This window comes from Eikenella sp. Marseille-P7795 (genome assembly GCF_916618725.1).
Classification (GTDB): Bacteria; Pseudomonadota; Gammaproteobacteria; order Burkholderiales; family Neisseriaceae; genus Eikenella; species Eikenella longinqua.
Genome location: NZ_CAKAJZ010000006.1, coordinates 67,687 through 93,345, shown reverse-complemented (window position 1 = coordinate 93,345; position 25,659 = coordinate 67,687). Strand labels below are relative to the sequence as shown.

Sequence of the window (25,659 nt, the reverse complement as noted above, 5' to 3'; positions counted from 1 at the left end):
TGAAAATGCCGTAGGAAAAGAGAAACAGCGCAAAGGGTTTGGCGCTTTGTGCTGCGAGCGGGCGGCTGCGTGGAATGGTGTGCGGCTGGTTGTGTGAAGTTGGGTTAATTAAGATGGGAAGGGTTGGGGCGTCGGCGGGGGTGTGTGATGCGGCTGTTGGCATTTTTCAGGTAGCCTTTGGCGTGTGGCAGGGGCTACCTGAAAAAGTTTGGAGGATTGGGATGTTTACAGGATGGGCTTGCGGCCTTCGAATACTTGGATGCTGTAGGCGCATTGCTCGTCGGAGCAGTGGGGCATGGTGAGGGTGAGGGTGTAGTTGCCGCTTTCGCGGGCGTACCAGCCGAACATGGGGGCGTCGTGCGGGTCGGTGTCGGCGGCGATGGTGCGGCCGTCGAGCAGGAGGGTGAGGTCGATATTGGTGCAGTGGCGGTCGCAGTCGGCGAAGAAGGTGTAGTGTTTGCCGGCGCTCAGGGTAACTTGCCTGGGCTGGGCCTGGCCTTGGGAGAGGCGGCCTTGGAAGAGCTTGTGCTGCCGTGCCTGCCGGTCTTCTTTGCGCACGGCTTCGCGGTTCATGCGCTGGGCTTGGTGCAGCCAGCCGCCGGCGTGAGCGGGGATGGCGAGGAGCAGGAGGAGGATGGGCAGGAGTGCGGCTGGGCGGGGCATGGCGGTGTCGGTTGCGCGGGTGGAAATGGGGAGCTAGGCTACCTGAAAGCGGGCGAGGGCGGAATTGAAAATAGCTATGGCGGAGAGTGGGTTTGGCAAAGATTGGGGGAGGGTGGATGCTGCTTGGCAGGAAATGCTAATTTTTGGACTTTCGGTTTGGTTTGCGCGGGGATGTGCGGGGAAATAGGCAAAACCGCCTGCAATGTGGTTGCGGGCGGTTTTGCCGTGCGGGTTATTGTGCGCGGATAAAGGTGTCGTACACGCGGCGGGTGCCTTCGAAGGCGTGGATGGAGGCTTTGCAGCCGTTGCGGTCGTCACAGTTTTTCATGCTGAGCACAACGCGGTAGTTGCCGCTGCGGGTGGCGTGGAAGGTGAACAGCGGGGCGTTGTCGGGCAGGTTGTCGCCGGCCACGCGGGCGCCGTTGGCGGCAATCAGGTTCATGTCTATGTTGTTGCAATTGTTGTCGCAGTCGCCGAAGAAGGTGTAGAACTTGCCGGCACGCAGGCTAACGGGCAGGGTGTAGGTGCGGCCTTGGTGGATGCGGGCGGGGCGCAGCAGCAGTTCGCGGGCGCGGGGGTCGACATTGCTGACGATTTCGCGGTTGGTGTTGTGCTCGTTTTGCAGGTCGTTGGCCAAGGCGGCGGGGGCGGCGATGGCGGCAATCAGGGCGAGGGTGGCAAATTTGTTCATTTGGTGATTCCTTTCGTGTGATGATGGGGATAATGCTCGGCTTGCCTAGAGGCTACCTGAAAATTGGGCTGTGCGGTTTTCAGGTAGCCTTTTGGGAAGGGGCTACCTGAAATTTTTGGCTTCGCAGAAACTTCGCTACGCTCATTTCAGGTAGCCTGTTGGAGCTTATTGGCGGTCGTACACCATTTTGCTGCCTTCGAAGATGTGAATGCTGGCGGCGCAGGTGGTGCTGCTGCATTCTTTCATGGGCAGGGTAACGCTGTAGCGGCCGCTGCGCGGGGCGCGGTAGCTGAACAGGGGCACGCTGTCACCCAATACGTCTTGCTTCACGATGCGGCCGTTGAGGCGCAGGGTGAGGTCGATGTCAGAGCATTGGGCGTCGCAGTCGCCGTAGAAGGTATAGACTTTGCCGGCGGTGAGGTTGAGCTGCTCGGTGTGGCTTTGGCCTTGGGCCAGGCTCAGCGGGCGCAGGAGGAACACGCGGGCTTCAGGGTCGCGGTTGTGCACGGCTTCTATGTTGGTGCGATGGGCGCGCAGCAGGGTGGGATCGGTGTTGCTGCTGCCTTCGAAGACTTGGACGGAATAGGCGCAGGTGTCGGCGTCGCAGTCTTCCATGCTGATTTTGAGCTGGTGGCGGCCGCTTTGCTCAGCTTTGAAGCTGAGTGCGGGCACGTTGTCGCTGTCGGTGTCGGCGGCGATGGCTTTGCCGTTGGCGCTCAGGGCAAGGTCGATGTCTTCGCAGCTTGCGTCGCAGTTGGCGCGGATGTGGTAATACTTGTTGGCGGCAAGTTCGAGATCGATGCTGCGGCTTTGGCCGTCGGCCAGGCTGCCGCTGATGATGGGCAGCTCGCGGCTGTCTTTATCGAGCTCTTGAATTTGCTCGCGGTTGCGTTTTTGAGCGTCGGCCAGGGTGCCGGCGCTGTCGCTGTTGCCCACTTTGCCGCCGGTGAACACTTGCACCATGGAGCGGCAGCGGCTGCGGTTGCAGTCTTTCATTTCGGTGTTGAGCTCCACGCGGCCGTCGCGCTCGGCCTGCCAGGTGTAGCGGGCGCCGTCGCCGCGTGATTTGCGGAACAGGGTGTTGCGGCCTTGGGTAACGCTGAAACTGATGTTGCCGCAGTTGGCGGCGCAGTCGGCAAACACGGTATAAACCTGCCCGGCTTTCACATCGAGCGGGGTGGTGTTGCTCTGGCCTTCTTCAATGCGCACGGTGCGCTCAAACAGTAGGCTGGCGGCAGGGTCTTCTCCTTTGATGGTTTCGCTGTGGCGCGAAGCCTGTTCGGTAAGATAGCCGTCGGCGGCGAAGGCGGGGAGGGAGAGGGCGGCCAAAATCGGCAGCAGGGCGAGTTTGTTCATTGAGAAACCTTTCAAGTAAAGGAAATGTGTGCTTACGCAAAAGCGTGCGATATTATGCCTAATTGCGTTAAGTTTTCCAATGGGTTTTTGCGCAGGAATACGGGCAAACGCTTGGTTTATAGGGCTACCTGAAAAAGTATTTTCAGGTAGCCTTTGTCTTGTGGCGCGGGGGTGCTTCGGCAAGCCGGCACACTTTTGCGCCAAATCAAAACCTATGGCGGCGGCGCTATCGGTTAAGAAGGAAACAATCGCTTGGCCCAACGCCGCCGAAAGCGCCTCAAATCTTGGTTCACACAAAAATCCGGCAAAGGAAACAGTTGCCGGTTTCATCTGATAATCACTCGCATTTTAACTCAAATTAACGGCCGAACCGCTTGCGTTTTCCCGGCCAAAGCACGACAATCCACCACAACATATAGTGTTTGAGAAAAATTTAAGCACTATATGTTGTATTTTTAAGGATAGGTCTATGGAAACGCTGAAATTTACCCGGGAGCAGGTGGTGTGGCAGGAAGTGCCGGGCGAAGTGTCGCTGGCGTTTCTGTTTTCCGGCTGCCCGCTGCGCTGCAAAGGCTGCCACAGCGCTGATAGCTGGAAGGGCGGTTTGGGCACCGAATTAACGCCAGAATACCTGCAAAGCCGCCTGGCGCGCTATCGCGGCCTGATTACCTGCGTATTGTTTATGGGCGGCGAGTGGCTACCTGAAAAACTGCTGCCGCTTTTACAAGCCGTGCGCGAAGCCGGTCTGCACAGCTGTCTCTACACCGGCCTGGAGCAAGACGAGCTGGAGCGCGCCTCCATCGCCATCATCCCGCAGCTCACCTATCTCAAAACCGGCCGCTGGAAGATGGAACTGGGCGGCCTCGACAGCCCCGATACCAACCAGCGCTTTATTGATTTGCGCACGGGCGAAGTGCTCAACCACCTGTTTGTCAACGAGCAGGCCGCGCCTCGCCGCCCCGTTATCCCCTTGGTGCAACGCCCGCCGCTGGCCGCCCAAGGCGCCCATCCCCAGCCGGCCTAGCCGGCAATTTTTCACCCACCCGACCATAAAAACCAGGAGAGTAAACCTATGATCCGGCTGGATACCGAGCAGCTCAACGGCAAACTGCAATTCATGAGCGACTACATCAGCGCACACAACGCGGCCGACGGCTCCAAATTGGACGCCAACGCCAACGTGACGCAGAAAAACATCGCCACGATGGAAGCCGAATTGATGAAAGACTTTTTCGTGCAGATCAATCGCGCCCAGGTGTCGCGCAAAATCGCCGAAGTGTTTGACCAATCCGTGGCCGATGAATATCTGCGCCAAATCGAAGCGCACGAAATCTATGTGCACGACGAAACCAGCCTCAAGCCTTATTGTGTGTCGGTTACGCTGTATCCCTTCCTGCTTGACGGGTTAAGTAAACTTGGCGGCGAATCCAAAGCACCGCAGCATCTGGCATCGTTTTGCGGCTCGTTTATCAACCTCGTGTTTGCCATCAGCGCACAGTTTGCCGGCGCGGTGGCGACGGTGGAATTTCTGACCTATTTCGACTACTTCGCCCGTAAAGACTACGGCGACGACTATTTGGAGACGCACGGCAAAGAAATTGCCAACCATATGCAGCAGGTGGTGTACAGCATCAACCAGCCCGCTGCCGCACGCGGCTATCAGAGCGTATTTTGGAATATTTCCGTTTACGATCAATACTATTTCGATGCGATGTTCGGCGATTTCGTCTTCCCCGATTTCAGCAAACCGGTGTGGGCGAGCGTGGCGAAGCTGCAAAACTTCTTCCTCAAATGGTTCAATCAGGAGCGCACCAAAGCCGTTTTGACCTTCCCCGTCGTTACCGCCGCCATGCTGACCGACGGCGGCAAATGCAAAGACACCGTGTTTGCCGACGAAATGGCAAAAGAGTTGGCGGAGGGCAATTCCTTCTTCGTCTATCTTTCCGATAATCCCGACTCGCTGGCTTCCTGCTGCCGCCTGCGCAACGCCATTGAAGACCGCACTTTCAGCTACACCCTCGGCGCGGGCGGCGTAGCGACCGGTTCCATCAACGTCATCACCATCAACATGAACCGGCTGGAACAAGACGGGCGCGACCTTGCCGCCGAAGTCGCCAAAATCCACAAATACCAATACGCCTACCGCAAACTGATGGAAGAATACCAAGCCGCCGGAATGCTGCCTGTTTACGACGCAGGCTTCATCACGCTGGACAAACAGTTCCTCACCATCGGCATCAACGGCATGGCGGAAGCCGCCGAATCGCAAGGCATCAAAGTCGGCTACAACGACGACTACATCCACTTCGTCCAAGGTCGTCTGAAAACCATATTTGAGGCGAACCAAGCCGCCGGCAAACATTACGGCGTGAAGTTCAACACCGAGTTCGTCCCCGCCGAAAACCTCGGCGTGAAAAACGCCAAATGGGACAAGGCCGACGGCTACAAAGTCAGCCGCGACTGCTACAACTCCTATTTCTACGTCGTCGAAGACGAAGAAACCAACGCGCTCGACAAATTCCTGCTGCACGGCAAAGAACTGGTGGACTGGCTCGACGGCGGCTCCGCGCTGCACCTGAACCTCGACGAAGCCCTGCCCGAATCCGGCTACCGCTCGCTCTTGGACATCGCCGCACAAACCGGCTGCAACTACTTCTGCGTGAACGTACGCATCACCATCTGCAATGAATGCGGCCACATCGACAAACGCACCCTGCACGCCTGTTCCGCCTGCGGCAGCCACGACATCGACTACGGCACCCGCGTCATCGGCTACCTGAAACGCGTATCCGCATTCAGTAGCGGTCGTCGCAAAGAACACGCGCTCAGGCATTACCACCGCGAAGCGCAACAGAAGCAGAAATGGCGCAAAGTGGCCTAGGCCAAGAGTTTGGCCGGGTGGCGGGCACAGCCTCCGCCTGCCGCCTGGCCGACGTTTTCAGGTAGCCTTTTCCCTCCCTTCGGGCTAGCTGAAATCATCATCAATCACGCCGGATTTTTCCGGCGTGTTTTTTTGCGCCAGTTGGGCAGGGAGGCCAGCCGGATGAGGCTACCTGAAAAAGTTTTCCGGCTTGGGGCGGATTTTGATTTTCAGGTAGCCTTCATTGGGAGGTTGCGTATTTGACGCGTTTTTGCCGGCGGCGTTATAGTGCCCGGCAACATAACGGCTTGGATGAAAGGGGAGAATATGGACAAGCTCACAGCCAAATCCTTTATGATGAACCTGCTCAACGGCTCGGCCTTGGGCATTGTGGTGGCGTTGGTGCCCGGTGCGCTGTTGGGAGAGCTGGTGAAGGCGCTCGCGCCGTATTACGAGCCGCTTTCAGTGCTCACGCAGATGATAGGCGCCACCAATGCCATGGTCGGCATTGCCGTGGGCGTGGCCATCGGCTATTTGTTTAAGTTCACGCCGATTGAGTCGATTTCGGTGGGGCTGGCGGTGATGATTGCCGGCGGGGCGGTGCGCTTTGCGGAAAGCGGCATCCAAATCAAGGGCACGGGCGATATTTTCACCATGGTGTTCACCGCGGGCATTGCAGCAGGCTTGATTTTGCTGCTGAGAAGTCGGGTGCGCGGCTATGCGATTTTGGTGATTCCGACGGTGTGTCTGTTTGCGGCGGGCACGCTGGGGCGGCTGGCGTTTCCGTATTTCATGGCTTTTTCGCAGCTCTTGGGCTCGTGGATTGCGCACCTGCTCACGCTGGAGCAAACGCTGATGGCGGTGCTGATTGCGGTGGCGTTTGCCTGCCTGATTGTGTCGCCGGTGTCGTCGGCGGGTGAACTCTTTGGGCACTTGCGCGGCGCATTTTGTGGGCTCTCCCAAGCTTTCCATGCCCAATATCGTGGCCAAGCCCAAGCTTTTGCTGCCGATTATGCTCAATGCGGCGATGGCGGGGGCGCTGGCTTCGTTGTTCCATATTCAGGGCACGGAGTTTAGCGCGGGCTTCGGCATCAGCGGCCTCATCGGCCCGGTGAACCATTTGAAGCTGGCGGGCTGGGGCGCGGGGCAGCTGGCGGTGGCTGTACTGGTGTTTGTGGTGGTGCCGGTGGCCGGGGCGTATGCGGCGGATTGGCTGTTTGTGGGCCGGCTCAAATGGATTGCGCCGGAAGATTACCGGATTGATGTGTAGCAGAAGAGGCTACCTGAAAACGGGAAAACCATTTTCAGGTAGCCTTGGCTATCGGTTTGGATGGAATGCGGGAGGAAGGATGGGCGGCGGTTTCGATATTGCTTATGAATTGCACGATGCGGGCTGGGCCAGCGTGAGCGTGGCGTATAACGGCCAAAGCTTCAAGCAGGCGGTTTCCTACCTGCACGATTCGCTCGGCGATTTGGCTGCTTTGGGCGTGGCGCTGCAAAATGGCGGGCGCATCACCGAGCAGAAAGTGCTGTTTCTCGACGAGCCGGGCGAACTGGCGCTGCTGGCGTATGCGGAAGAAGGCAGCCCCGATGCCGAGCTGCTGCTTTTGCATTCTGCCGATTGGTTTTTCAGCTTCGGCTTCACTGCCCGAGGGCAGGAAACCCTGTGGCGGGGGCGGGTGCCGCGCCATGAGCTGGCCGGGAAAATCCACCGGATTCTGCACCATCTCTACTGCCACATCGGCGAAGCGGAATACCTGCGGCGCTGGGGCGAACACCCGTTTCCGAGCGAAGGCTACCTGAAATTGCACGAGCAGCTGAAGTGGACGCTGGAATAAGCCCTTCGGCCAATAGGCTACCTGAAAATAGTTGGCGATGTTTTCAGGTAGCCTTGATTACTGACATTGAAGATGAAAATGCGAAATAAATTGAAGTTGCATCAATTGTATAGCCAAGTCGTGCGGGAACAATTGCCATATTCCTGTTTAAGCGAATGGGCAGATCGGCAAATCCTGGCGGGCGACACAGATGATGCCATTATTTGTTTATCGCTTGCCGACGGCCGTGAACGGGCATTGGCAGCAGTAAGTAATATTTTGGGAACGGATATTTTGCTGCAAGAGCCTGCATTATTGCCAGAAATGTCGGTTTTTTCCCAAGCGGGCGTATTGGGCGTGTATGAGCAGTGTATAGAATATCAGGCAGGCAACGTGCTGATTTGGTGCCCACATGCCCCAGGCCAGCCCGTGCCCGAAAGAATCGGGCCTGAATGGATGCGGCAAATACAGACGATATGCGCTGCGGCGGATGAGATAAAACAGAGTTTGTTTCAGTATTGTGCACGGGCGTTTCCTGATGTTTGGTCGGCTTATCGGCAGGCCGGATGTGAGGATTATGTTTGGCAGGTGGCCGGTATCCGACTGAATGCTGGTGAAGGGAAAATATTTCTAACAGTGATGGCGAATCTTGATTTTGCTGCCGAAGACTATGATTTGCCGGATTGCTCGGTGAGTACGCTCTATATCGATTTGCGTGATGAGTCGGATAAAATAGCGATTAGCAAAATTAACAGTTAAGGCCTCGCCATGAACACCATCGAATCCGCCCAAAACCCCGCGCTTAAGCATTTGGCCAAACTGCTGCGCAGCGCCCGCGCGCGCCGCGAAAGCCAACAGGCCGTGCTGGAAGGCGCACATTTGCTGGCCGCCTATTTGCAGGCCGGCGGCGAGGTGCGGCAAGCCTATGTGCCGGCGGGCAAAATGCGGCAGCCGGAAACCGCGCGGCTGCTGGCGCAGCTGCCGCCCGAGCGCGTGGTGCAAACCTCGGGCGCGGCCTTGCAGAAAATCACCAGCCTCACCGATGCCGAAGAAATCACCGCGCTCATTGGGCTGCCGCCGAATGCGCCGTTCGATGCCGATGCCGATTGCGTGGTGCTGGAGCGCATCCAAGACCCGGGCAACATCGGCACGATTCTGCGCAGCGCGGCGGCGGCGGGCGTGGGGCAGGTGGTGCTGTCGGCAGATTGCGCCGATGTGTGGTCGCCCAAGGTGCTGCGCGCGGGCATGGGGGCGCATTTTGCGCTGCGCCTACACACGGCGGCGGATTTGACGGCGTGGCGTGCGCAATGCCGCGTGCCGCTCTTGGCTACGGCGCTGCACCGCGATAGCGTGAGCCTTTACGATTGCGATTTGCGCGCGCCCGCCGCCTGGCTGTTTGGCAACGAGGGTGCGGGCGTGAGCGAGGTGATGCTGGCGCAGGCTGAGCGCTGCGTGCATATCCCGATGGCGGCGCAAACCGAATCGCTGAACGTGGCGATGGCGGCAACGGTGTGCCTGTTTGAGCAGATGCGGCAGCGGTTGTGATGTGGTGGGAAGCATCAAAAGGCTACCTGAAAATTTTAGCTTGGCGGAAACGGCTTTCAGGTAGCCTTTTGGTTGCGTGGCGGTGTCAGATTGGGGCGGGTTTGCGCATTTGGCTGTTTTCGGCGGCGGTTTTGTGTCATAATCCGCGCCCTGCCTGGCTGGAAAGCCGGGTATTGAGGAGTTGGCTCGGGTTTCCGGCTCGGCCAGCTTGTCCGCCGCAAGGCATATTTTTTGGAGTTTTATTATGGCACTGACCGTAGAACAAAAAGCGCAAATCATCAAAGATTTCCAGCGCAAAGAAGGCGACACTGGCTCTTCTGAAGTGCAAATCGCCCTTCTGACTTTCCGCATCAACGATTTGGCTCCGCACTTCAAAGCCAACCCGAAAGATTTCCACAGCCGCCGCGGCCTGCTGAAAATGGTGAGCGCCCGCCGCCGCCTGCTGGCCTACCTGCGCAACACCGATGTGGACACCTACCGCGATGTGATTACCCGCCTGAACCTGCGTAAGTAATCTGTTGCCCAAATGAAAGCCGTGCCGCCGGATGTGTTTCCGGCGGCACGGCTTTTGGTTTTCAGGTAGCCTTGATTGGGGCTACCTGAATTTTTTGGCTAATGCTGTTTGCGGGGGAGTTTGATGTGGGGTTTGGCGGGCGGGGGTTCGGGCGTGGGGGCGGGTTTGAGGCCGAGTTCGATTTGTTGGGCTTCGCTGAGAAGGTTGCTCCAGTCGCCGGTTTTATACCAATCGGGGCCGTCGGTTTCGATGGGGTGTTGGATGCGTTCGCAGCCGTTGCCGCATTGCAGGTCGGCGGCGGGGCAGTATTTGTCGCAGCCCCAGCAGATGCGTTCGGGGTGTTTGGGGTGGATGGGGAATTTTTTGGCCATGATGTGGTGTTGTTTGATTATGGAGAAATATTTTTAGCTTCGCAGAAACTCTGTTCCCTGCGGAAATCTCGTTTTAGCGAAATTCGCCCCGCTCATTTTCAGGCAGCCTTCCATGCGGCAGCCATCTTACTGGAAGCCAGGTAAACAAGCCAATCATCTATTTAGTGCAAACCAGAGGCTACCTGAAAATTAGCGAATCAACTTAACTTTCGTTACAGCGTTAGCTCGCCTTGCCGTACTCCTGTACTGTCTGCGGCTCGCTGCTTGGTATCGAAAGCCAATTTGATTCGCTAATAGGATACGGCGGCATTTCTGCGCCACGAAATTTTAACTCCGTTGAAGCTCACGCTTTCAGGTAGCCTCTATTCAATGACGGCTGCAGGCGGCGAACTATCCGGCGCGGCGGCCTTGGGCGGCAGGTTTGCGCTCTTTGCCGCGCGAGTGGCCGGCGGGACGGCCGTAGGATTTGCCGCTGCCGTTGGGCTTGCGGCCGCCTTTGGGTTTCCAGCCGCCGCCTTTGGCTTTGCGCGGGGCTTTGCTGCGTTTGCGGGTGGGCTCCATGCCTTCGATGGCGAATTCGGGCAGTTTGCGGCCGAGGTATTTTTCGATTTTGTGCACGGCCATGTATTCGTTTACTTCGGCAAAGGTGAGGGCGAGGCCGTGGCGGCCGGCGCGGCCGGTGCGGCCGATGCGGTGCACGTAGTCTTCGGCCTGTTTGGGCAAGTCGTAGTTGATCACGTGGGTGATGCTGGGGATGTCGATGCCACGTGCGGCCACGTCGGTGGCCACCAGCACTTTAATGCGGCCTTTGCGCAAATCCATCAAGGTGCAGTTGCGCCAGTTTTGCGGCATGTCGCCGTGCAGGCAGTTGGCGGCGAAACCTTTTTCGTATAGCGCGTCGGCCAGCTGCTCGCTCATGGCTTTGGTGCTGGTGAAGATGATGCACTGGTCGATGTTGGTGTCGCGCAGGATGTGGTCGAGCAGGCGGTTTTTGTGGTTTTTGTCGTCGCAATAAAGCAGCTGCTCGTCAATTTTGCCTTGGTTGTCTTCACGCTCGATTTCGATCACTTCGGGATTGTTGGTGAGCCGGCGGGCAAGTTTGCCCACGGCGCCGTCCCAGGTGGCGGAAAAGAGCAGGGTTTGGCGGCTGGCGGGGGTGGCGGCCACGATGGTTTCGATGTCGTCGATAAAGCCCATGTCGAGCATGCGGTCGGCTTCGTCGAGCACCAGCACTTCGAGGCGGTCGAAATCGATGCGGCCGGAGCGCATGTGGTCCATCAGGCGGCCGGGGGTGGCCACCACCAAATCAATCGGCTTGGCCAGCGATTTGATTTGAAAGCCGAAAGAGGAGCCGCCCACCAGGGTGACAGTGCGCAGCCATTTCATGTTTTGGGCATAGATTTTGGCGTTTTTCTCTACTTGCGCCGCCAGCTCGCGCGTGGGAGTGAGCACGAGGATGCGCGGGCCTTTGCCGGACTTGTCGCTGCGGCGGGTGATGCGCTGGAGGCTGGGCAGCAAGAAGGCGGCGGTTTTGCCGGAGCCGGTTTGCGCCGAGGCCATGATGTCGCGGCCTTCGATGGCAGCGGGCAGGGCCTGGGTTTGGATGGGTGTGGGCTCGGCATAGCCGGCGGAACGCAGGGCGGCGAGCAGGTTTTTATCATGTAGCAGGTCGCTGAATTGGATGGTCATGTGTTTCCAAAAGGGGCAACAATACTTTCCGCCCGCGCAAACGGGCAGCCGTGAAGCAAAGGAATGCGCTAACGGGAAACAGCGGGTTCCATTCGCTTCCGATACCGGCGGGCTAACGCGGCAGCGGAAGTTTGGGCAACCACTATGGGAGTTACGCACAAGATTGTCGCAAGCATGGCGCTTGGGTGGCATCGGCGACAACCTGCGAAGCAGAGAAGGATTGCGCGCGCAAGGCGGCAAACAGACGCAGCCGGAAGGCTGGTGGGCTGAAGACGATGGCTTCGAACAAAAAGAGGCGGCATATTAGGCGTTTGCCCGCAGGCGGTCAAGCAAAATCTTCGGGTTTACACGGCCATACACTTCAGGCTACCTGAAAATGCGCCGGCATCCGTTTGGAGCGCCCCGCCGCTTGGCGATAAAATAGCCCTTTTATTTTTCAGGTAGCCTTCCATGAGCGAAATCACCGCCTTCGCCAACCGCCTCGGCAAAAACGCCAAACACCTCATCAAATGGGCGCGGCGGCATCATATAGAAGCCTGGCGCCTCTACGACCGCGACATCCCGCAATACCCCTTCGCCATCGACATTTACGACGAACACGTTCATTTGCAGGAATACGACACCGGCTGGATCATGCAGGAAGCCGACTACCAAGCCTGGCTTGCCGAAGTAGTCGAAGCCGTGCGCTTCATCACCGGCTTTCCCGCCGAACACATCCACCTCAAACAACGCAGCCGCCAGCGCGGCAGCAGCCAATACGAAAAAACCGGCCGCAGCGGCGAAGACTTCATCGTGCACGAACACGGCCGCGCCTTCTGGGTAAACCTCGACAAATACCTCGACACCGGCCTCTTCCTCGACCACCGCAACACCCGCGCCCTGGTAGGCAGCCAAGCCGCCGGCAAACGCTTCCTCAACCTTTTCGCCTACACCGGCAGCTTCAGCGTGTATGCCGCCACCGGCGGCGCGGCCTCCAGCGAAACCGTCGATCTCTCCAACACCTACCTCGACTGGGCCCGCCGCAACTTCGCCCTCAACAACATCCCCCCCGAACAGCACCAAATCATCCGCGCCGACGTATTTCAATATTTGCAAAACGCCGCCGAAAGCAAGCGCTTCGACCTCATCGTGATGGACCCGCCCAGCTTTTCCAACAGCAAAAAAATGCTCGACATCCTCGACATCCAGCGCGACCACCCCCGTCTCATCCGCGACACCATGCAGCTGCTCGAGCCCGGCGGCACGCTTTATTTCTCCAACAACCTGCGCAGCTTCGAGCTCGAGCCCGCCCTGGCCGAACGCTACGCCATATCGGAAATCAGCCGCCAATCCGTGCCCGAAGACTTCCGCAACCGCAAAATCCACCGCTGCTGGACCATCCAACACCGCTAAAGCAAAGGCTACCTGAAAGCATCCAAACCGTTTTCAGGTAGCCTTTTATATTAAACACCCCATGAACCGACCCACCATCGATCGTGCTGCCGCCATCCTATTCGCCCTGCTCGGCACTGCCCTAATTACCACTTTTTTTACCGACAGCCGCTTTTTCCATTGGGCATTCGCACGGCATCACAATCCCCTGAGCTGGTATATCCGCCCGCTATTCCTCATCCCTTTCTGTCTCGCTGCCTACCGCCGAAGCCACGCCGGTATTTGGGCCACCTTGTTGCTGCTGCTCAGCAGTATGTTTTGGTTTCCCCCACCCGCCACCCCAAACGAACGTATCCGGCCGTTTTTGGCCATGGAGCAAAACTTCCTGCTCGGCAGCTGGAATACGGCCAAAATCTTGGCATCGGGCATGGTTGTCCTGAGCCTAACGCTGATTGCCGCCGCATTCTGGCAGCGCAAACCGCGCCTTGGGCTGCTCTGCTTAGCCGCGGCCGCCGCAGGCAAAATCCTGTGGGGTATCCGTTACAGCCAGGCAGCGGGCTACGCCGTTGTCCTGCCGGCGGCCTTCGGCCTGCTGCTCTGCGCCATCGTTATCGGCATGGTATTGCATAAAATCAAGCAGCGGCCTTAAATGGCAAAGGCTACCTGAAAATCTACAATCCATTTTCAGGTAGCCTCAAATTGTGCCAAATAAGGCTACCTGAAAACCATTCAGGTAGCCTTTGCCGATGCCATCACCGCAAAACCATCTGCACTGTGCCGCTGCCTAATACCTTGCCTCGGCCGGCACGCTGCTCCGCTGCACGGTTTTGCTCAACAGTTCAAACCGCTTCTGCTGCTCCAGCCATTGATACACATAAATGGTTTTAAACTGGGTAACCACATCCTCGCGCCCCGCTATATCGGCATAATGGCAATTTTCGGTGATAAACAGGCGGCTGCCGGCCTGATAGTGGAATATATCCGGCTCCATCGAGCCGTCTGCCCGATAGCAGGCGTTCAAAGGGTGGTCGGTGGACAAGGGCGTGAGCTCATAGATTTTCCCGCTGCGCGCGTCCACCAGCGCTCCATTCAGGCATTGCGTTCCGCAGCCCCACGTCACAGCAACATAGCTTCCGGCAAAACCGATTTTGCCAGACTGGTAGCCTTCCCTAATCCGCGTGCGCATATCGCGCCATTGCTGCGTCAGCTGCACAGGGTGGCGGGCGCCCTGATAAATTGGGCTGGGGTAATCGGCAAACCGATACGCCCGTTCGGCCGGCGCCGCTTGAGCCAAACCGCACGCCAGCACCAACGATACCGCTAGAAATTTCCGCATTTTCTCTCTCCTTAAGTCTATGCAGGCTACCTGAAAACCATTTTTCAGGTAGCCTGCCCTACGCCCGCCGCTCATGCAGGGGCTACCTGAAATTATAACGCCACAATCTCCACCGCCTGCCCCGCCGCCGCGCCCAGCACTTCGTTCAGCACGGCGAAAAAGCCGCTACCGTCTCGGGTGGAGCGCCATTGCCCGTCGCGCAGGGCGAAGTGGTAGCCACCGCTTTTGGCGGCAATCCACAATTCCTGGTTCGGCGTGTGGCGGTTTACGATAATCTGCGTGCCGTCGTCGGCTTCGATGGTGAGCACGTTGCCGTTGTGCTCGCAGTCGAAATCGGCGCCGCACTGGTCGAGCTGGTCTTCGATGTGGGCAAACAGTTGGTCGGAATAGCGCAAAAATTCGGTTTCGGTCATGATGGTTTGTATCTGCCGGCGTTTTTGTTTAAGATTCGCCATCTTGCCACAGCCGCCTGTTTCAGGCAATTTCGAACCATGATGACACGCACCCTTTTCCCCGCCCTCGCCGCCGTGCTGCTTTTGAGCGCCTGCGGCTATAAAGGCGACCTCTACCTGCCCAAAGAAGGCGACCGCGCCCGTTTCGCCCCGGTGCAAACCGGCCTGCAATTCACCCCCATCGCGCCCATGCCCGATGTTGAGCAGCCTCCCCTCCCCCAAAGCAAATAACCATGTCTTTATATTGCGAAAACGTTTCCCTCGACGCGCTGGCCGAACAGTTTGGCACGCCGCTGTATGTGTATAGCCAGGCCGCGCTCACCGAAGCCTACCAAAGCTACACCGCCGCCTTTTCCGGGCTGAACCCCCTGCTGTGCTACGCCGTGAAGGCCAACGGCAACCTGAGCATCCTGCGCCATTTTGCCCGATTGGGCAGCGGCTTCGATATCGTGTCCGGCGGCGAGCTGGCGCGCGTGCTGGCCGCCGGCGGCCGCGCCGACAAAACCATTTTCTCCGGCGTGGGCAAAAGCCGCGCCGAGATGGTGTATGCCTTGGAAGCCGGCATCAAGTGCTTCAACGTGGAAAGCCTGCCCGAGCTCGACCAGCTCAACGAAGCCGCCGCCGGCTTAGGCACGGTGGCGCCCGTGTCGCTGCGCATCAACCCCGATGTGGACGCGCAAACCCACCCCTATATCTCCACCGGCCTCAAAGCCAACAAATTCGGCATCGCCATGGAAGACGCCGAAGCCGCCTACCGCCATGCCGCCTCCCTGCCGCATCTGCGCATCACCGGCATCGACTGCCACATCGGCTCCCAGCTCACCAACCTCGCCCCGCTGGTGGAAGCCTGCGAACGCATGCTCGCCCTGGTAGACCGCCTCGCCGCGCAAGGCATCGAGCTCGAACACATCGACCTCGGCGGCGGCATCAGCATCGTGTATCACGACGAAACCCCGCCCGACCTGCCCGCCTACGCCCAAGCCCTGCGCCAACTGCTCGGCGGCAGAAAGCTCTCGCTCATCCTCGAGCCCGGGCGCAGCCTGGTGGGCAACGCCGGCCTGCTGCTCACCCGCGTGGAGCGCGTCAAACGCAACGGCGACAAACACTTCGTGATCGCCGACGCCGCCATGAACGACCTGATGCGCCCCGCCCTCTATCAGGCCTACCACCACATCGACAACACCAACCCCCAGCCCGGCGCGCCCTTCACCGCCGACATCGTCGGCCCCGTGTGCGAAACCGGCGACTTCCTCGCGCAAAACCGCCGCATCGCCGCCCAAGCCGGCGACCTTTTGGTGGTGCACAGCGCCGGCGCCTACGCCGCCAGCATGGCCAGCAACTACAACACCCGCGCCCGCGCCGCCGAAGTGTTGGTGAACGGCAGCGAATTCCGCCTCGTCCGAGCGCGAGAGCAAATCACCGACATGCTCGCCGGCGAGCTGGCCTGCTTATAGCCGCAGCCGCCGCGCCGCCGAATGCGCGCGGATAAAGGAAACGCCGCCGTTGCTATTCCAAGAAACGGCGGCGTCGGCTTTCGGCACGGCAAAAGGCTACCTGAAAGCGTGAGCTTCAACGAAGTTAAAAATGAGCGCCCCAATACGGCAAACTTTTTCAGGTAGCCTCTTTCCTGCCCGCCAAGCTTGGATAAAACGCCGGTTTGATCAAACGGCAGGCTTGAAATAAGCAAACCAAAAATTTTCAGGTAGCCCATACCGAATACAGGCTACCTGAAAAATATTCCTGCAATACCCGGCCGACTTTATTGCTTCTTCGGTGGCAGGATGCTGCCAGTTTCGGCGGCGCGTTCTTTCCATATGGGCAGCCATTGGGCTACGCGTTCGCGTCGAGTCTCGCAAATTGCTCGAATCGTTGGAAAATCATCATTAATAAAATGTTCTACATATTCAAAATCTAATGCATCTGCCCGAGCAATACAATCACCCAGCCCTTCGTAACCATACATACTGCATGGTTCAGGAAATTCTCCATAGATAGGGTAGTTAGTCAAGAATTCTTTTTCATCCGGATTACTGAAATAACGCTCAACCAAATCCAAACCACGCTTAAAAAAATCATGAATATAAACTTCAGCAACAGGTAAGGTATGCACCAATTTCTGATAAATCATGGCATGATTGTGCGCATCAGGGCTAAGAATAGCCATTCCAGTAGTCCATTTTGGCATATGTATGCCCTGAAAACTTTCTCTAACGATTTTAGTAACAGATTTATTGAAAACAAGCACATGTGGCATGGCTGATAGGTGTAACACCCAACCCGGATCAATCCAAATCTCCGAATGCTTCAATGTCTTATTCTTGAAAATGTTCGCCTTATATTCCCAGCCGGGGTGCTCCTCCGCCAATCGGATACAAAACGCTTTCACATCTGATTTATTCAACATATTTTCCCTTTCGATTTCATCCTATTATCCCTCTGCCCGTTTTCACTTCATTTTCAGGTAGCCTTTCTCCTGCGTGCAGGCTACCTGAAAATTCCGGCTTCAGCGCGGCTAGAAACCCCCTGCCCTAGCTCCCTCCGGACTTCCTGTTTGCCTGCCGATACGCTTCCTGCAAGGGCTTGATCCGCGCCAAGCGGTCGGCAGCGATGGCTTCGGCGATGCGCTGCGGCTGCTCAGCATGGGCGGCGGCAATGGCGGCGGTGTCGGTTTGCTGCGCGGCGGCAAGCAGGGCGAGCCAGTGTTCGCGCTGCGGGTAGGCGGCGTGCTCGAAGCCGAGGCGGCCTTGCGCGTCGGCGCGGCACACGTTGAGCATGGCGGCGAAGCGCTCGCTCCGGCGGTAGGCATCGGTGTGCTGCAAAATTTTGGCGGCGGTTTGCGGCCGCAGCTCGGCCACGCTGTGCAGCCGCCCGTGCCAGCGGCACACCTGCAAGGCCAGCTCGGCGCAGGCTTTGGGCACCTTCCAGCGCCGGTTTACCGCCTGCACCAGCGGCACGCCGGCTTCTTCGTGGCCATAATGCGAGGGCAGGATATGGGGCGGGGTTTTGGCCTTGCCCAAATCGTGCAGCAGCGCGGCGTAGCGTTCGGGCAGGCTCAGGCCGGCATCGGCGGCGCTTTGCAGCACCAGCAGGGCGTGGATGCCGCAGTCGATTTCGGGGTGGTAATCCGCCCGCTGCGGCACGCCGAACAGGGCGTCCACCTCGGGCAGCAGCACGGCGAGCGCGCCGCATTCGCGCAGAATTTCCATCATGCGCACCGGCCGCGCCTCCATCAGCCCGCGTGCAAATTCCTGCCACACGCGCTCAGCCACCAGCGCGTCGGCCTCGCCGTTTTGCACCATTTCGCGCATCAGCGCCAAGGTTTCGGGGGCTACCTGAAAACCGTAGCGGGCGGCAAAGCGCGCCGTGCGCAAAATCCGCACAGGGTCTTCGGCGAAGGCGGGGGAGACGTGGCGCAGGATGCCGGCGGCCAAATCGGCCTGCCCGCCGAAGGGGTCGATAATCTGCCCGTCGGCGCTTTGTGCGATGGCGTTGATGGTGAGGTCGCGGCGTTGCAGGTCTTGCTCCAGGGTAACGTCCGGCTCGGCGTGGAAAGTGAAGCCGGCATAGCCGCGGCCGGTTTTACGCTCGGTGCGCGCCAGCGCGTATTCCTCCTGCGTTTCCGGGTGCAGGAACACCGGAAAATCCTTGCCCACCGGCCGGTAGCCCGCCGCCAGCATGGCCGGCGCATCCGCCCCCACCACCACCCAATCGCGGTCTTTCACCGGATTGCCCAACAAAGCATCGCGCACCGCGCCGCCCACCAGATAAATTTCCATCTGCCTTTTTCCTGTTTACCAGTTTCACTCAAACCGGATCATGCCCGATTTGCCCGCATTTGCCAAAGCCGCCGCTTCAGGCTACCTGAAAACGAGTGTAGCGAGTTTCTGCACAGCAAAAACGCGAGCTTCAACGTAAGCTAAAAACCAAACCGCCGGAACGGCTAGACTGTTCCGGCGGTTATCCTATAGTGGATTAACAAAAATCAGGACAAGGCGACGAAGCCGCAGACAGTACAAGTAGTACGGCAAGGCGAGGCAACGCTGTACTGGTTTTTGTTAATCCACTATATTTTCAGGTAGCCCCTCTCTCGCGCCAACGCTCTTGTGCCGCACGGAAATCCGCCACCGGCACGGGATAGCCGTGGGTGTTCACTTCCGCCGCCGAGCGCCACGGCGCGTGGATGTCGCGGCTGTCCAAATGCGCCAGCTGCGGCAGGTGGCGGCGGATAAACTGCCCGCTCGGGTCGAGCTTTTGCGACCACACCACCGGATTGAACGGCTGCGACTGCGCCGGCCGACCGCCCAAGCCCGCCGCCAGCAGCCAGTTGCCCCGGTTCACCGCCGGCTCGAAATCCAGCAGCCGCCGCGCAAACCAATCCGCGCCCCGCTGCCAGTCGCACAGCAACACGCGGCAGAAAAACAGTGCGCACAATCGGCGCAAGCTGGGCGGCAGCCAGCCGGTGTCGTGCAGCAGGCGCATGGAGGCATCTACCAGCGGATAGCCGGTTTCACCGCGCTGCCAGGCGCTGATCAGCCGTTCGCTGTTTTCCCCGGCAGTCTGCTCGTTTTGGCGAAACTCGTTGCACTCGCTTTCAGGTAGCCTCAGCCTTTGCCCTGCTGCGGGATACTGGCGGAAATAGTGCACGAAAAACTCGCGCCGCGCCCATTCCTTCAGCCATGCCGCCGCTTCGGGCAAGTACGCCGCCTCCGACCACGCCCGCCGCGGCGACAGCGTGCCGAAGTGCCAATGCGGGGAAAGCTGCGAGCCGCCGTGCTGCGCCGGCAAATCGCGCAGCACGGCATAGTGCGCCAGCTTGGGCAAAAATTCTGCCCACTGCCGCCGCGCCGCCGTTTCACCGCCGTGAATGGCCAATCGCGCGGCGGGCACAGCGGGCAACGGCGGGGCATGGCGCAGGTTTTCAGGTAGCCTGTTTTGCTGTTCGGCCAAACCCGGCGGCGGCCAGGCGGACGCCTGCCAATGCGCGTATTGTTCGGCGCAGGCTGCCTGCCAGGCTACCTGAAAATGGGCAAAGGCCGCTTCGTCTAAATACGGCGGCAGCGCAAACTGGTGCGGCTGCTGCAACAAGCCGTCGGCCACCGTGTGCAGCGCGCAGCCCTGCGCCGCCAAAGCCGCCGGCAGGGATGGCGGCAAATCGGCATCTGCCGCGCACACCAGCGCCGCCGCCCGGCAACGCGCCGCCAAACCGGCCAGCGCCTGATCCGCCCTGCCCTCCTGCACATACAGCGGTATGCCAACCTCGGCCAGCCGGGCAGCCAAATCCTGCAAGCATTGCCAAATAAAATAGCGCCGCTGCGCCGTGAGCCCTTCTTGCGGCGGCCACACATAGGCGCCCACCAGCGGCCGGCCGGCGCGCGCGGCCAGCTGCAAGGCGGGCTGGTCGTCAGTGCGCAAATCGCGGCGGAACCAAACCAGGGTGGTTTCAGTCATGATCGGGGGTGTCGGCGGAGTGGGATTGGATGGCGCGGCAGCCGGCCTGGTGCACCAAATCGGGCAGGAGTTGGTTGAGGCAGTTGGTGTGGCCGAGCGGGCATTCGCGCTTGAAGCAGGGGCTGCACTCCAGGCGCAGGCTCACCACTTGCGCATGCGGGCTCAGGGGCGGCGTGTGCTCGGGGCTGGACGAGCCATACACGGCGGCCAGCGGGCGATCCAGTGCGGCGGCAAGGTGCATCAGACCGCTGTCGTTGCACACCACGATGTGCGCCAGCGAGAGCAAATCGATTGCTTCCGACAGGCTGGTTTGCCCGCACAAGTTCACGCACAGGCTACCTGAAAGCTGCTGCACTTCTTCGGCAATCGGGAAATCTTTGGCCGAGCCGAACAGCCAAATTTGGCAGCCCTCGGCGGCATAACGTTTGGCCAGCTCGGCAAAGTGGCGCGGCGGCCAGCGCTTGGCCGGGCCGTATTCGGCGCCGGGGCAGAAGGCGGCGATGGGGCGTTCGGCGTTGAGCCCGTGTTTGGCGAGGGCGGCTTGGCGGCTGGCTTTGTCGATGGCAAGGCGGGGGAAATCGGGGCGCGGCTCGAAGGGCTGGTGTTTCGGGTAGGCCAGCGCGGTATAGCGGTCTACCATCAGCGGCAGGGCGGCTTTGTCGAGCTTGCGGATGTCGTTGAGCAGCGGATAGCGGCTCTCACCCACGTAGCCGGTGCGCAGGGGAATGCGGCTGGCGCGGGCGATGAGCGCGGATTTGAAGGAGCCGGGCAGCACGATGACTTGGTCGTAGCCGCGCTGCCCGAGCGCTTTGCCCAGCTGCCAGCGGCGGCGCAGCTGCAGGGCGCCGTGGGCAAACGGGTTTTCCAGGATTTGGCTGATTTCGGGCATCCGCTCAAATACGGCCATCGACCATTTGGGCGCGAACACATCAATCCGGCAGCCGGGATGGAGCTCGTGCAGGCGGCGGTAGAGCGGCTGCGTCATCACGCAGTCGCCGATCCAGGAGGGGGAGATGATGAGGATGGTTTGGGGCATGCGGGCTTCGGCTAGAGAATTTTCAGGTAGCCTTTATGGGCGGGTAAGGCGTGTGCTGCCGGATTAGTGGTGCCCTTTGGCTTCGCCTTGGAGCTGATAGATGCTGCCGCAATAGGGGCATTCGATGCGGCCGTTGTCGGCAATGGGCAGGAACACGCGGGGGTGGCCGTTCCAGGTTTCGTGGTTGGGGCCGCCGCAATGCAGGGGCAGGTCGTGCGGGGTGAGGAGAGTGAGGCGCGGAGATTCTTGACGGGGCATGGTGTTTCCTTGAATGGGCGGCTGGGCCGGATGAAATGTTATGCAGGAATTATACCGAGGGGGAGGGATGAGGTGTAGCAGAGGCTACCTGAAAATTTGGCGCGGCAAAGCCGACGCGTTTAGGCAGAATCAAGCCATCAGCCAGCCCAGTATGCCGCTGCTGGCCACGCCAATCAGCACGGTGGGCAGCATGGGAAGGCGGCTGGCGGCAAGCAGGGTGATGGCAAGGGCAATCAGTTCGTGTGGTTTATTGGAAACGAAGTTGGGGACGATCACGGAAATCAGCACGCAGCCTGGCGCGGCAGTCATCACGCGTTTGGCGCGCGGCGAAAGCACGCGGTTACGGAAGGCGAAAAAGCCGAGCAGGCGGGTGGAATAAGTTACGGCGAGCATGCCCAGGATGGTGAAAAAGGAAGCCCAGCTAATCATTCTACTTCGCCTCCCTGCCCGAACGATGCAGCAAGCAGCCCGGCAAAGGTGCCGAACAAAACATACCAGCCGCTGTGCGGCAGCATCAAATAGCTGGCAGCGGCAACAACCAAGCTCACCAGCCACGGCACGGCAGCCCGCCAGGTTGTCCACATGCTGCGTATTAGCACCAAAAACACGGCAGGGAAGGCCATGCCAAAACCGAGTTTTTCCACATTGCCCAGCAAATAACCAAACCTGGCACCGATAAAACCGCAAGACACCCATAAGGCATAAAGCGGAAGCGCCGTGCCGAAATAATAAGGCAGGCTGAATGCGGGCAGGCCTGCCTTCTGACGTTTCCGGGCGTCAGTCAGGCTCATTGCCCAGCTTTCATCGGTCATCACAAACAAGGCGGGCAAAAGCTGCTTCAACGGCAAGTGCCGGATGAAGGGGATAAAAGCGATGCCCATCAGGATATGCCGGCTGTTAATCAACAGCGTGGTGCCGATAATCAGCAGCACCGGCAAGGGGCTATGCCACAAACCAACTGCCGCAAATTCTGAACCGCCGGCAAAGTTCAAACCCATCATCAAGATGGTTTCCAACCAGCTCATGCCTTTCCGTACTGCCTGTGCCCCCAAGATCAAGGCAAACGGTATCATTCCGATGATGATGGGGGCGGCCTCTTTGATACCGCGTCGGAATTCGGATAAGGTGTGGGGCGTGTTCATGGCATAACTTGTAAAAATTAATAAAGCTGAATTCTATGCAAACACATAAAATTCAGCTTTAAATCACAGCAGGCTTAATGCAGCAGCGTGATATTACTCTGCTGCCACATCAGTGGGAGCCAAATCAGTCAGCTGCACCAAAGCCAGCGGAGCATTGTCGCCTTTGCGGAAGCCGTATTTCAAAATACGAACATAACCACCATTGCGATTGGCAAAACGACCACCCAGCTCGTCAAACAGCTTCACTACCACATCTCTGTCGCGGGTACGATTGAATGCAGTGCGGCGGTTCGCCAGAGAGGGCTTCTTACCCAAAGTAATCAAGGGCTCAACCACTCTTCTCAGCTCTTTGGCTTTCGGCAGAGTAGTCACGATTGACTCATGAGTCAAAAGTGAATTGGCCATATTGCGCAACATTGCCGCACGATGACTGCTGGTACGGTTCAATTTGCGGTTAGCATTACCATGACGCATAACTTTATTATCCTTTATAAACAAATATTACGGCTTATCCAAACCAACCGGTGGCCACACATCCAATTTCGAACCCAAAGTCAACCCTTTGGAAGCCAGAACCTCTTTGATTTCATTCAAAGATTTTCTGCCAAGATTCGGCGTTTTCAACAACTCGGTCTCGGTACGCTGAATCAAATCACCAATATAGTAGATATCTTCGGCTTTCAAGCAATTGGCAGACCGAACCGTTAACTCCAAATCATCAACCGGACGCAACAAGATGGGGTCAATCGGAGGAGCCTCTTCTTTTGATTCTTCAACCGGCGTACCTTGCAAATCCGCAAATACCGACATTTGATCAATCAAGATCCGTGCTGCCCGACGAACTGCCTCTTCCGGCTCAATCGCACCATTGGTCTCAATATCTAAAATCAAGCAATCCAAGTCAGTACGCTGTTCCACACGAGCGGGCTGTACTTCAAAGCTCACTCTACGAACAGGAGAGAAGTTGGCATCCAAATGGATCGCACCAATTTGCTTATGCTCGTCGTGCCTGCTACCAACCGTCTGATAGCCACGACCCCTCTCAACCGTAATGGTTAAATTAATTTTGCCATTATCTGATAAGCGGCAAATTACATGTTCTGGATTAATCACTTCCACATCATGGGGCAATTCCAAGTCGGCAGCCGTAACTTCCCCGCTACCAGCCTTATTCAAGCTGACCTGAACTGAGTCGCGTCCTTCCAGCTTAAAAACCACTCCCTTAATGTTCAACAAGATATCTACCACATCTTCCTGAACACCATCTAATGTAGAATATTCATGCAATGCACCATCAATCGCCACTTCTGTTGGTGCAAAACCATTCATTGACGATAACAATATGCGGCGTAACGCATTGCCTAATGTATAACCAAAACCCCGCTCAAATGGCTCCATAAAAACTTTCGCACGCGTTGCAGATAAAGCATCCACATCAATTTGTCGCGGCTTCAGAAATTCATAGGTGCTGTTTTGCATTTAACTGCCCCTTTTTTGAGCCAATGAAATTATTTCGAATAGAATTCAACCACTAACTGCTCGTTAATATCACTATACAAGTCAGCGCGATCCGGTACATTTCTAAACACGCCTTCCTGCTTATCAACATCTACAGAAACCCAACCCGGCAAACCAATCTGCGTTGCCAATTGCAAGGAGTCCTGAATACGAACCTGTTTCTTGGCTTTCTCGCGAACAGAAACAACATCACCAACCTTAACTTGATAAGAAGGGATATTAACAAGCTGGCCATTCACCAGAATAGACTTGTGAGATACCAATTGTCTAGCTTCAGCACGAGTGGAACCAAACCCCATCCGGTATACCACATTATCCAAGCGTGATTCCAGCAATTGTAGCAAAAGCTCCCCTGTTGCACCTTTACGACGTGAAGCTTCAACAAAATAGCGACGGAATTGTCTCTCTAAAACACCATACAATCTGCGAATTTTTTGCTTTTCACGCAACTGAATGCCGTAATCAGAAAGACGACCTTTTCTTGCACCATGCTGCCCTGGTGCATTTTCCAGCTTACATTTAGACTCAAGTGAGCGACGAGCACTCTTCAAAAAAAGATCAGTGCCTTCACGACGAGCCAACTTACATTTAGGGCCGATGTAACGTGCCATAACTTAATTACTCCAGATTAAATACGACGTTTTTTGGGAGGGCGACATCCATTATGAGGCAATGGAGTAACATCTGTAATGCTTACAATTTTGAAACCCATAGCATTCAGGGAACGAACAGAAGACTCTCGACCAGGTCCCGGCCCCTTAATTTTGACTTCTAAATTTTTGACGCCATACTCTTGAGCAGCCTTGCCCGCAGCCTCAGCTGCGACTTGGGCAGCAAACGGGGTGCTTTTTCTGGATCCTTTAAATCCAGCGCCACCAGAGGTAGCCCAAGATAAAACATTACCCTGACGATCAGTAATTGTAATGATTGTATTGTTGAAAGATGCATGCACATGAACAATGCCATCACTTACAACTTTTCGTACTTTTTTACGCACACGCGTAGATGTAGATGCTTTAGCCATTCAAATTTCTCCTAGCCTTTCTTACCCGCAATTGCCTTACGTGGACCTTTTCTTGTACGAGCATTAGTTCTAGTCCGCTGCCCACGGCACGGAAGCCCGCGACGATGACGAAATCCACGATAGCAGCCCATATCAATTAACCGTTTGATACTCATCGTAACTTCTCGACGCAAATCACCTTCAACCTCATACTGCGCCACTTGTTCACGCAAAGCATCCAACTGACCTTCCGTTAAATCCTTTACTTTTGTAGTAGGCACTACCTGTGCATTATCACAAATTAATTTTGCACGACTTGCACCAATCCCATAGATCGCTTGTAAGCCAATCACCACATGGGCGTTATTAGGAATATTTACCCCTGCAACACGAGCCATTCTTTAGTTTCCTTTAAGACCAAAAGCTAGTTAAAGTAGCATATTTTCCATTTTGAAGCAAATTAACCTTGCCGCTGTTTATGACGAGGATCGGTACAAATCACTCGCACAACACGATTACGCCGAATAATTTTGCAATTCCGACAAATTTTCTTCACTGACGGTTGAACACGCATTTAATTTCCTTTTCT

The 25,659-nt window shown here is 57.4% G+C and carries 32 protein-coding genes and 1 pseudogene; 13 read left to right on the top strand and 20 right to left on the bottom strand.

Translation table 11 applies throughout. The features are described from left to right. Positions 1-225: 225 nt before the first annotated feature. The 3 genes from LG371_RS09535 to LG371_RS09525 form a co-directional block, all read right to left on the bottom strand. The gene (locus LG371_RS09535) at positions 226-663 is read right to left on the bottom strand and encodes a hypothetical protein (RefSeq protein WP_067594880.1); all 438 of its coding nucleotides are present in this window, start codon (positions 661-663) and stop codon (positions 226-228) included. 232 nt (positions 664-895) lie between these two features. Beyond that, positions 896-1,354, bottom strand: a complete 459-nt coding sequence (locus LG371_RS09530) for a hypothetical protein (RefSeq protein WP_067594877.1) — start codon at positions 1,352-1,354, stop codon at positions 896-898. Between the two features lie 165 nt (positions 1,355-1,519). Then, positions 1,520-2,710 (bottom strand): hypothetical protein, encoded by a 1,191-nt coding sequence (locus LG371_RS09525; RefSeq protein ID WP_225748353.1) that lies wholly within the window; start codon positions 2,708-2,710, stop codon positions 1,520-1,522. A gap of 28 nt (positions 2,711-2,738) precedes the next feature. Here LG371_RS09525 and LG371_RS09520 point away from each other — a divergent pair, with 28 nt between their 5' ends. The 8 genes and pseudogenes from LG371_RS09520 to rpsO all read left to right on the top strand — a co-directional run bounded on the left by LG371_RS09520 (position 2,739) and on the right by rpsO (position 9,446). Continuing rightward, a complete protein-coding gene (locus tag LG371_RS09520; protein WP_225748352.1) occupies positions 2,739-3,044 on the top strand; it encodes a hypothetical protein in 306 nt (101 codons plus the stop codon). Between the two features lie 135 nt (positions 3,045-3,179). Then, the gene (gene nrdG / locus LG371_RS09515) at positions 3,180-3,734 is read left to right on the top strand and encodes an anaerobic ribonucleoside-triphosphate reductase activating protein (RefSeq protein WP_067594871.1); all 555 of its coding nucleotides are present in this window, start codon (positions 3,180-3,182) and stop codon (positions 3,732-3,734) included. Between the two features lie 6 nt (positions 3,735-3,740). Then, the gene (nrdD, locus tag LG371_RS09510) at positions 3,741-5,591 is read left to right on the top strand and encodes an anaerobic ribonucleoside-triphosphate reductase (protein WP_225748378.1); all 1,851 of its coding nucleotides are present in this window, start codon (positions 3,741-3,743) and stop codon (positions 5,589-5,591) included. A gap of 291 nt (positions 5,592-5,882) precedes the next feature. Beyond that, positions 5,883-6,840: pseudogene (locus LG371_RS09505) on the top strand (PTS sugar transporter subunit IIC). Next, the gene (locus tag LG371_RS09495) at positions 6,833-7,408 is read left to right on the top strand and encodes a hypothetical protein (RefSeq protein WP_225748349.1); all 576 of its coding nucleotides are present in this window, start codon (positions 6,833-6,835) and stop codon (positions 7,406-7,408) included. Before LG371_RS09505 ends, LG371_RS09495 begins: the two are co-directional and overlap by 8 nt. Before the next feature lie 78 nt (positions 7,409-7,486). After that, a complete protein-coding gene (locus LG371_RS09490) occupies positions 7,487-8,146 on the top strand; it encodes a hypothetical protein (RefSeq protein ID WP_225748348.1) in 660 nt (219 codons plus the stop codon). Positions 8,147-8,155: 9 nt separating this feature from the next. After that, complete coding sequence (locus LG371_RS09485; protein ID WP_067594857.1) at positions 8,156-8,932, top strand: RNA methyltransferase; 777 nt, start codon at positions 8,156-8,158, stop codon at positions 8,930-8,932. Between the two features lie 244 nt (positions 8,933-9,176). Continuing rightward, complete coding sequence (gene rpsO / locus LG371_RS09480; protein ID WP_003823508.1) at positions 9,177-9,446, top strand: 30S ribosomal protein S15; 270 nt, start codon at positions 9,177-9,179, stop codon at positions 9,444-9,446. A 98-nt stretch (positions 9,447-9,544) separates the two neighbouring features. Here rpsO and LG371_RS09475 read toward each other — a convergent pair whose 3' ends face one another. Both LG371_RS09475 and LG371_RS09470 read right to left on the bottom strand, forming a co-directional pair. Next, positions 9,545-9,817, bottom strand: coding sequence for a DUF3079 domain-containing protein (locus LG371_RS09475; protein WP_067594854.1), 273 nt, complete (start codon positions 9,815-9,817; stop codon positions 9,545-9,547). A gap of 390 nt (positions 9,818-10,207) precedes the next feature. Then, entirely contained in the window at positions 10,208-11,506 is a 1,299-nt protein-coding gene (locus LG371_RS09470; RefSeq protein ID WP_225748347.1) for a DEAD/DEAH box helicase, read from the bottom strand. Between the two features lie 163 nt (positions 11,507-11,669). On the opposite strand from LG371_RS09470, the gene LG371_RS09465 reads away from it, so the two are divergent. From LG371_RS09465 to LG371_RS09455, 3 genes are all read left to right on the top strand, one after another. Next, positions 11,670-11,813, top strand: coding sequence for a hypothetical protein (locus tag LG371_RS09465; protein ID WP_156503583.1), 144 nt, complete (start codon positions 11,670-11,672; stop codon positions 11,811-11,813). A gap of 143 nt (positions 11,814-11,956) precedes the next feature. Then, positions 11,957-12,898 (top strand): class I SAM-dependent methyltransferase, encoded by a 942-nt coding sequence (locus tag LG371_RS09460; RefSeq protein WP_067594848.1) that lies wholly within the window; start codon positions 11,957-11,959, stop codon positions 12,896-12,898. Between the two features lie 61 nt (positions 12,899-12,959). Next, entirely contained in the window at positions 12,960-13,526 is a 567-nt protein-coding gene (locus LG371_RS09455) for a hypothetical protein (RefSeq protein WP_225748346.1), read from the top strand. Positions 13,527-13,661: 135 nt separating this feature from the next. Here the strand turns inward: LG371_RS09455 and LG371_RS09450 are convergent, their stop codons facing one another. Beyond that, entirely contained in the window at positions 13,662-14,213 is a 552-nt protein-coding gene (locus LG371_RS09450; RefSeq protein ID WP_156503581.1) for a hypothetical protein, read from the bottom strand. Positions 14,214-14,305: 92 nt separating this feature from the next. Next, positions 14,306-14,629, bottom strand: a complete 324-nt coding sequence (gene cyaY, locus LG371_RS09445; protein ID WP_067595248.1) for an iron donor protein CyaY — start codon at positions 14,627-14,629, stop codon at positions 14,306-14,308. A 75-nt stretch (positions 14,630-14,704) separates the two neighbouring features. On the opposite strand from cyaY, the gene LG371_RS09440 reads away from it, so the two are divergent. Next, positions 14,705-14,896 carry a lipoprotein gene (locus tag LG371_RS09440; protein ID WP_370632680.1) on the top strand — a complete coding sequence of 64 codons (192 nt, stop codon included), beginning with the start codon at positions 14,705-14,707 and terminating at the stop codon, positions 14,894-14,896. A 2-nt stretch (positions 14,897-14,898) separates the two neighbouring features. Further along, positions 14,899-16,119, top strand: coding sequence for a diaminopimelate decarboxylase (gene lysA / locus LG371_RS09435; protein ID WP_067594842.1), 1,221 nt, complete (start codon positions 14,899-14,901; stop codon positions 16,117-16,119). Between the two features lie 305 nt (positions 16,120-16,424). Here the strand turns inward: lysA and LG371_RS09430 are convergent, their stop codons facing one another. The 13 genes from LG371_RS09430 to rpmJ all read right to left on the bottom strand — a co-directional run bounded on the left by LG371_RS09430 (position 16,425) and on the right by rpmJ (position 25,644). Further along, positions 16,425-17,069 carry a hypothetical protein gene (locus tag LG371_RS09430; RefSeq protein WP_225748345.1) on the bottom strand — a complete coding sequence of 215 codons (645 nt, stop codon included), beginning with the start codon at positions 17,067-17,069 and terminating at the stop codon, positions 16,425-16,427. Between the two features lie 124 nt (positions 17,070-17,193). Next, the gene (locus LG371_RS09425) at positions 17,194-18,441 is read right to left on the bottom strand and encodes a multifunctional CCA addition/repair protein (RefSeq protein WP_067594836.1); all 1,248 of its coding nucleotides are present in this window, start codon (positions 18,439-18,441) and stop codon (positions 17,194-17,196) included. Positions 18,442-18,736: 295 nt separating this feature from the next. Next, positions 18,737-20,113, bottom strand: a complete 1,377-nt coding sequence (locus LG371_RS09420; RefSeq protein WP_225748344.1) for a deoxyribodipyrimidine photo-lyase — start codon at positions 20,111-20,113, stop codon at positions 18,737-18,739. Beyond that, on the bottom strand, positions 20,106-21,149 hold the full coding sequence (gene waaF, locus LG371_RS09415; protein ID WP_067594831.1) for a lipopolysaccharide heptosyltransferase II: 1,044 nt from the start codon (positions 21,147-21,149) through the stop codon (positions 20,106-20,108). The genes LG371_RS09420 and waaF overlap by 8 nt, the downstream gene beginning before the upstream one ends. Before the next feature lie 63 nt (positions 21,150-21,212). Next, the gene (locus LG371_RS09410) at positions 21,213-21,407 is read right to left on the bottom strand and encodes a zinc-finger domain-containing protein (protein ID WP_225748343.1); all 195 of its coding nucleotides are present in this window, start codon (positions 21,405-21,407) and stop codon (positions 21,213-21,215) included. A 129-nt stretch (positions 21,408-21,536) separates the two neighbouring features. Continuing rightward, positions 21,537-21,836, bottom strand: a complete 300-nt coding sequence (locus LG371_RS09405) for an AzlD family protein (protein ID WP_225748342.1) — start codon at positions 21,834-21,836, stop codon at positions 21,537-21,539. Continuing rightward, on the bottom strand, positions 21,833-22,549 hold the full coding sequence (locus LG371_RS09400; RefSeq protein ID WP_225748341.1) for an AzlC family ABC transporter permease: 717 nt from the start codon (positions 22,547-22,549) through the stop codon (positions 21,833-21,835). Before LG371_RS09400 ends, LG371_RS09405 begins: the two co-directional genes overlap by 4 nt. Before the next feature lie 93 nt (positions 22,550-22,642). Then, the gene (gene rplQ / locus LG371_RS09395) at positions 22,643-23,023 is read right to left on the bottom strand and encodes a 50S ribosomal protein L17 (RefSeq protein ID WP_067594818.1); all 381 of its coding nucleotides are present in this window, start codon (positions 23,021-23,023) and stop codon (positions 22,643-22,645) included. A gap of 27 nt (positions 23,024-23,050) precedes the next feature. Further along, the gene (gene rpoA / locus LG371_RS09390; protein WP_067594817.1) at positions 23,051-24,028 is read right to left on the bottom strand and encodes a DNA-directed RNA polymerase subunit alpha; all 978 of its coding nucleotides are present in this window, start codon (positions 24,026-24,028) and stop codon (positions 23,051-23,053) included. A 29-nt stretch (positions 24,029-24,057) separates the two neighbouring features. Continuing rightward, positions 24,058-24,678 carry a 30S ribosomal protein S4 gene (gene rpsD, locus LG371_RS09385; RefSeq protein ID WP_225748340.1) on the bottom strand — a complete coding sequence of 207 codons (621 nt, stop codon included), beginning with the start codon at positions 24,676-24,678 and terminating at the stop codon, positions 24,058-24,060. Between the two features lie 17 nt (positions 24,679-24,695). Continuing rightward, on the bottom strand, positions 24,696-25,091 hold the full coding sequence (gene rpsK / locus LG371_RS09380; RefSeq protein ID WP_067594809.1) for a 30S ribosomal protein S11: 396 nt from the start codon (positions 25,089-25,091) through the stop codon (positions 24,696-24,698). A gap of 11 nt (positions 25,092-25,102) precedes the next feature. Next, the gene (gene rpsM, locus LG371_RS09375) at positions 25,103-25,468 is read right to left on the bottom strand and encodes a 30S ribosomal protein S13 (RefSeq protein WP_067594806.1); all 366 of its coding nucleotides are present in this window, start codon (positions 25,466-25,468) and stop codon (positions 25,103-25,105) included. Between the two features lie 62 nt (positions 25,469-25,530). Then, a complete protein-coding gene (rpmJ, locus tag LG371_RS09370; RefSeq protein WP_003697674.1) occupies positions 25,531-25,644 on the bottom strand; it encodes a 50S ribosomal protein L36 in 114 nt (37 codons plus the stop codon). Positions 25,645-25,659 lie beyond the last annotated feature (15 nt).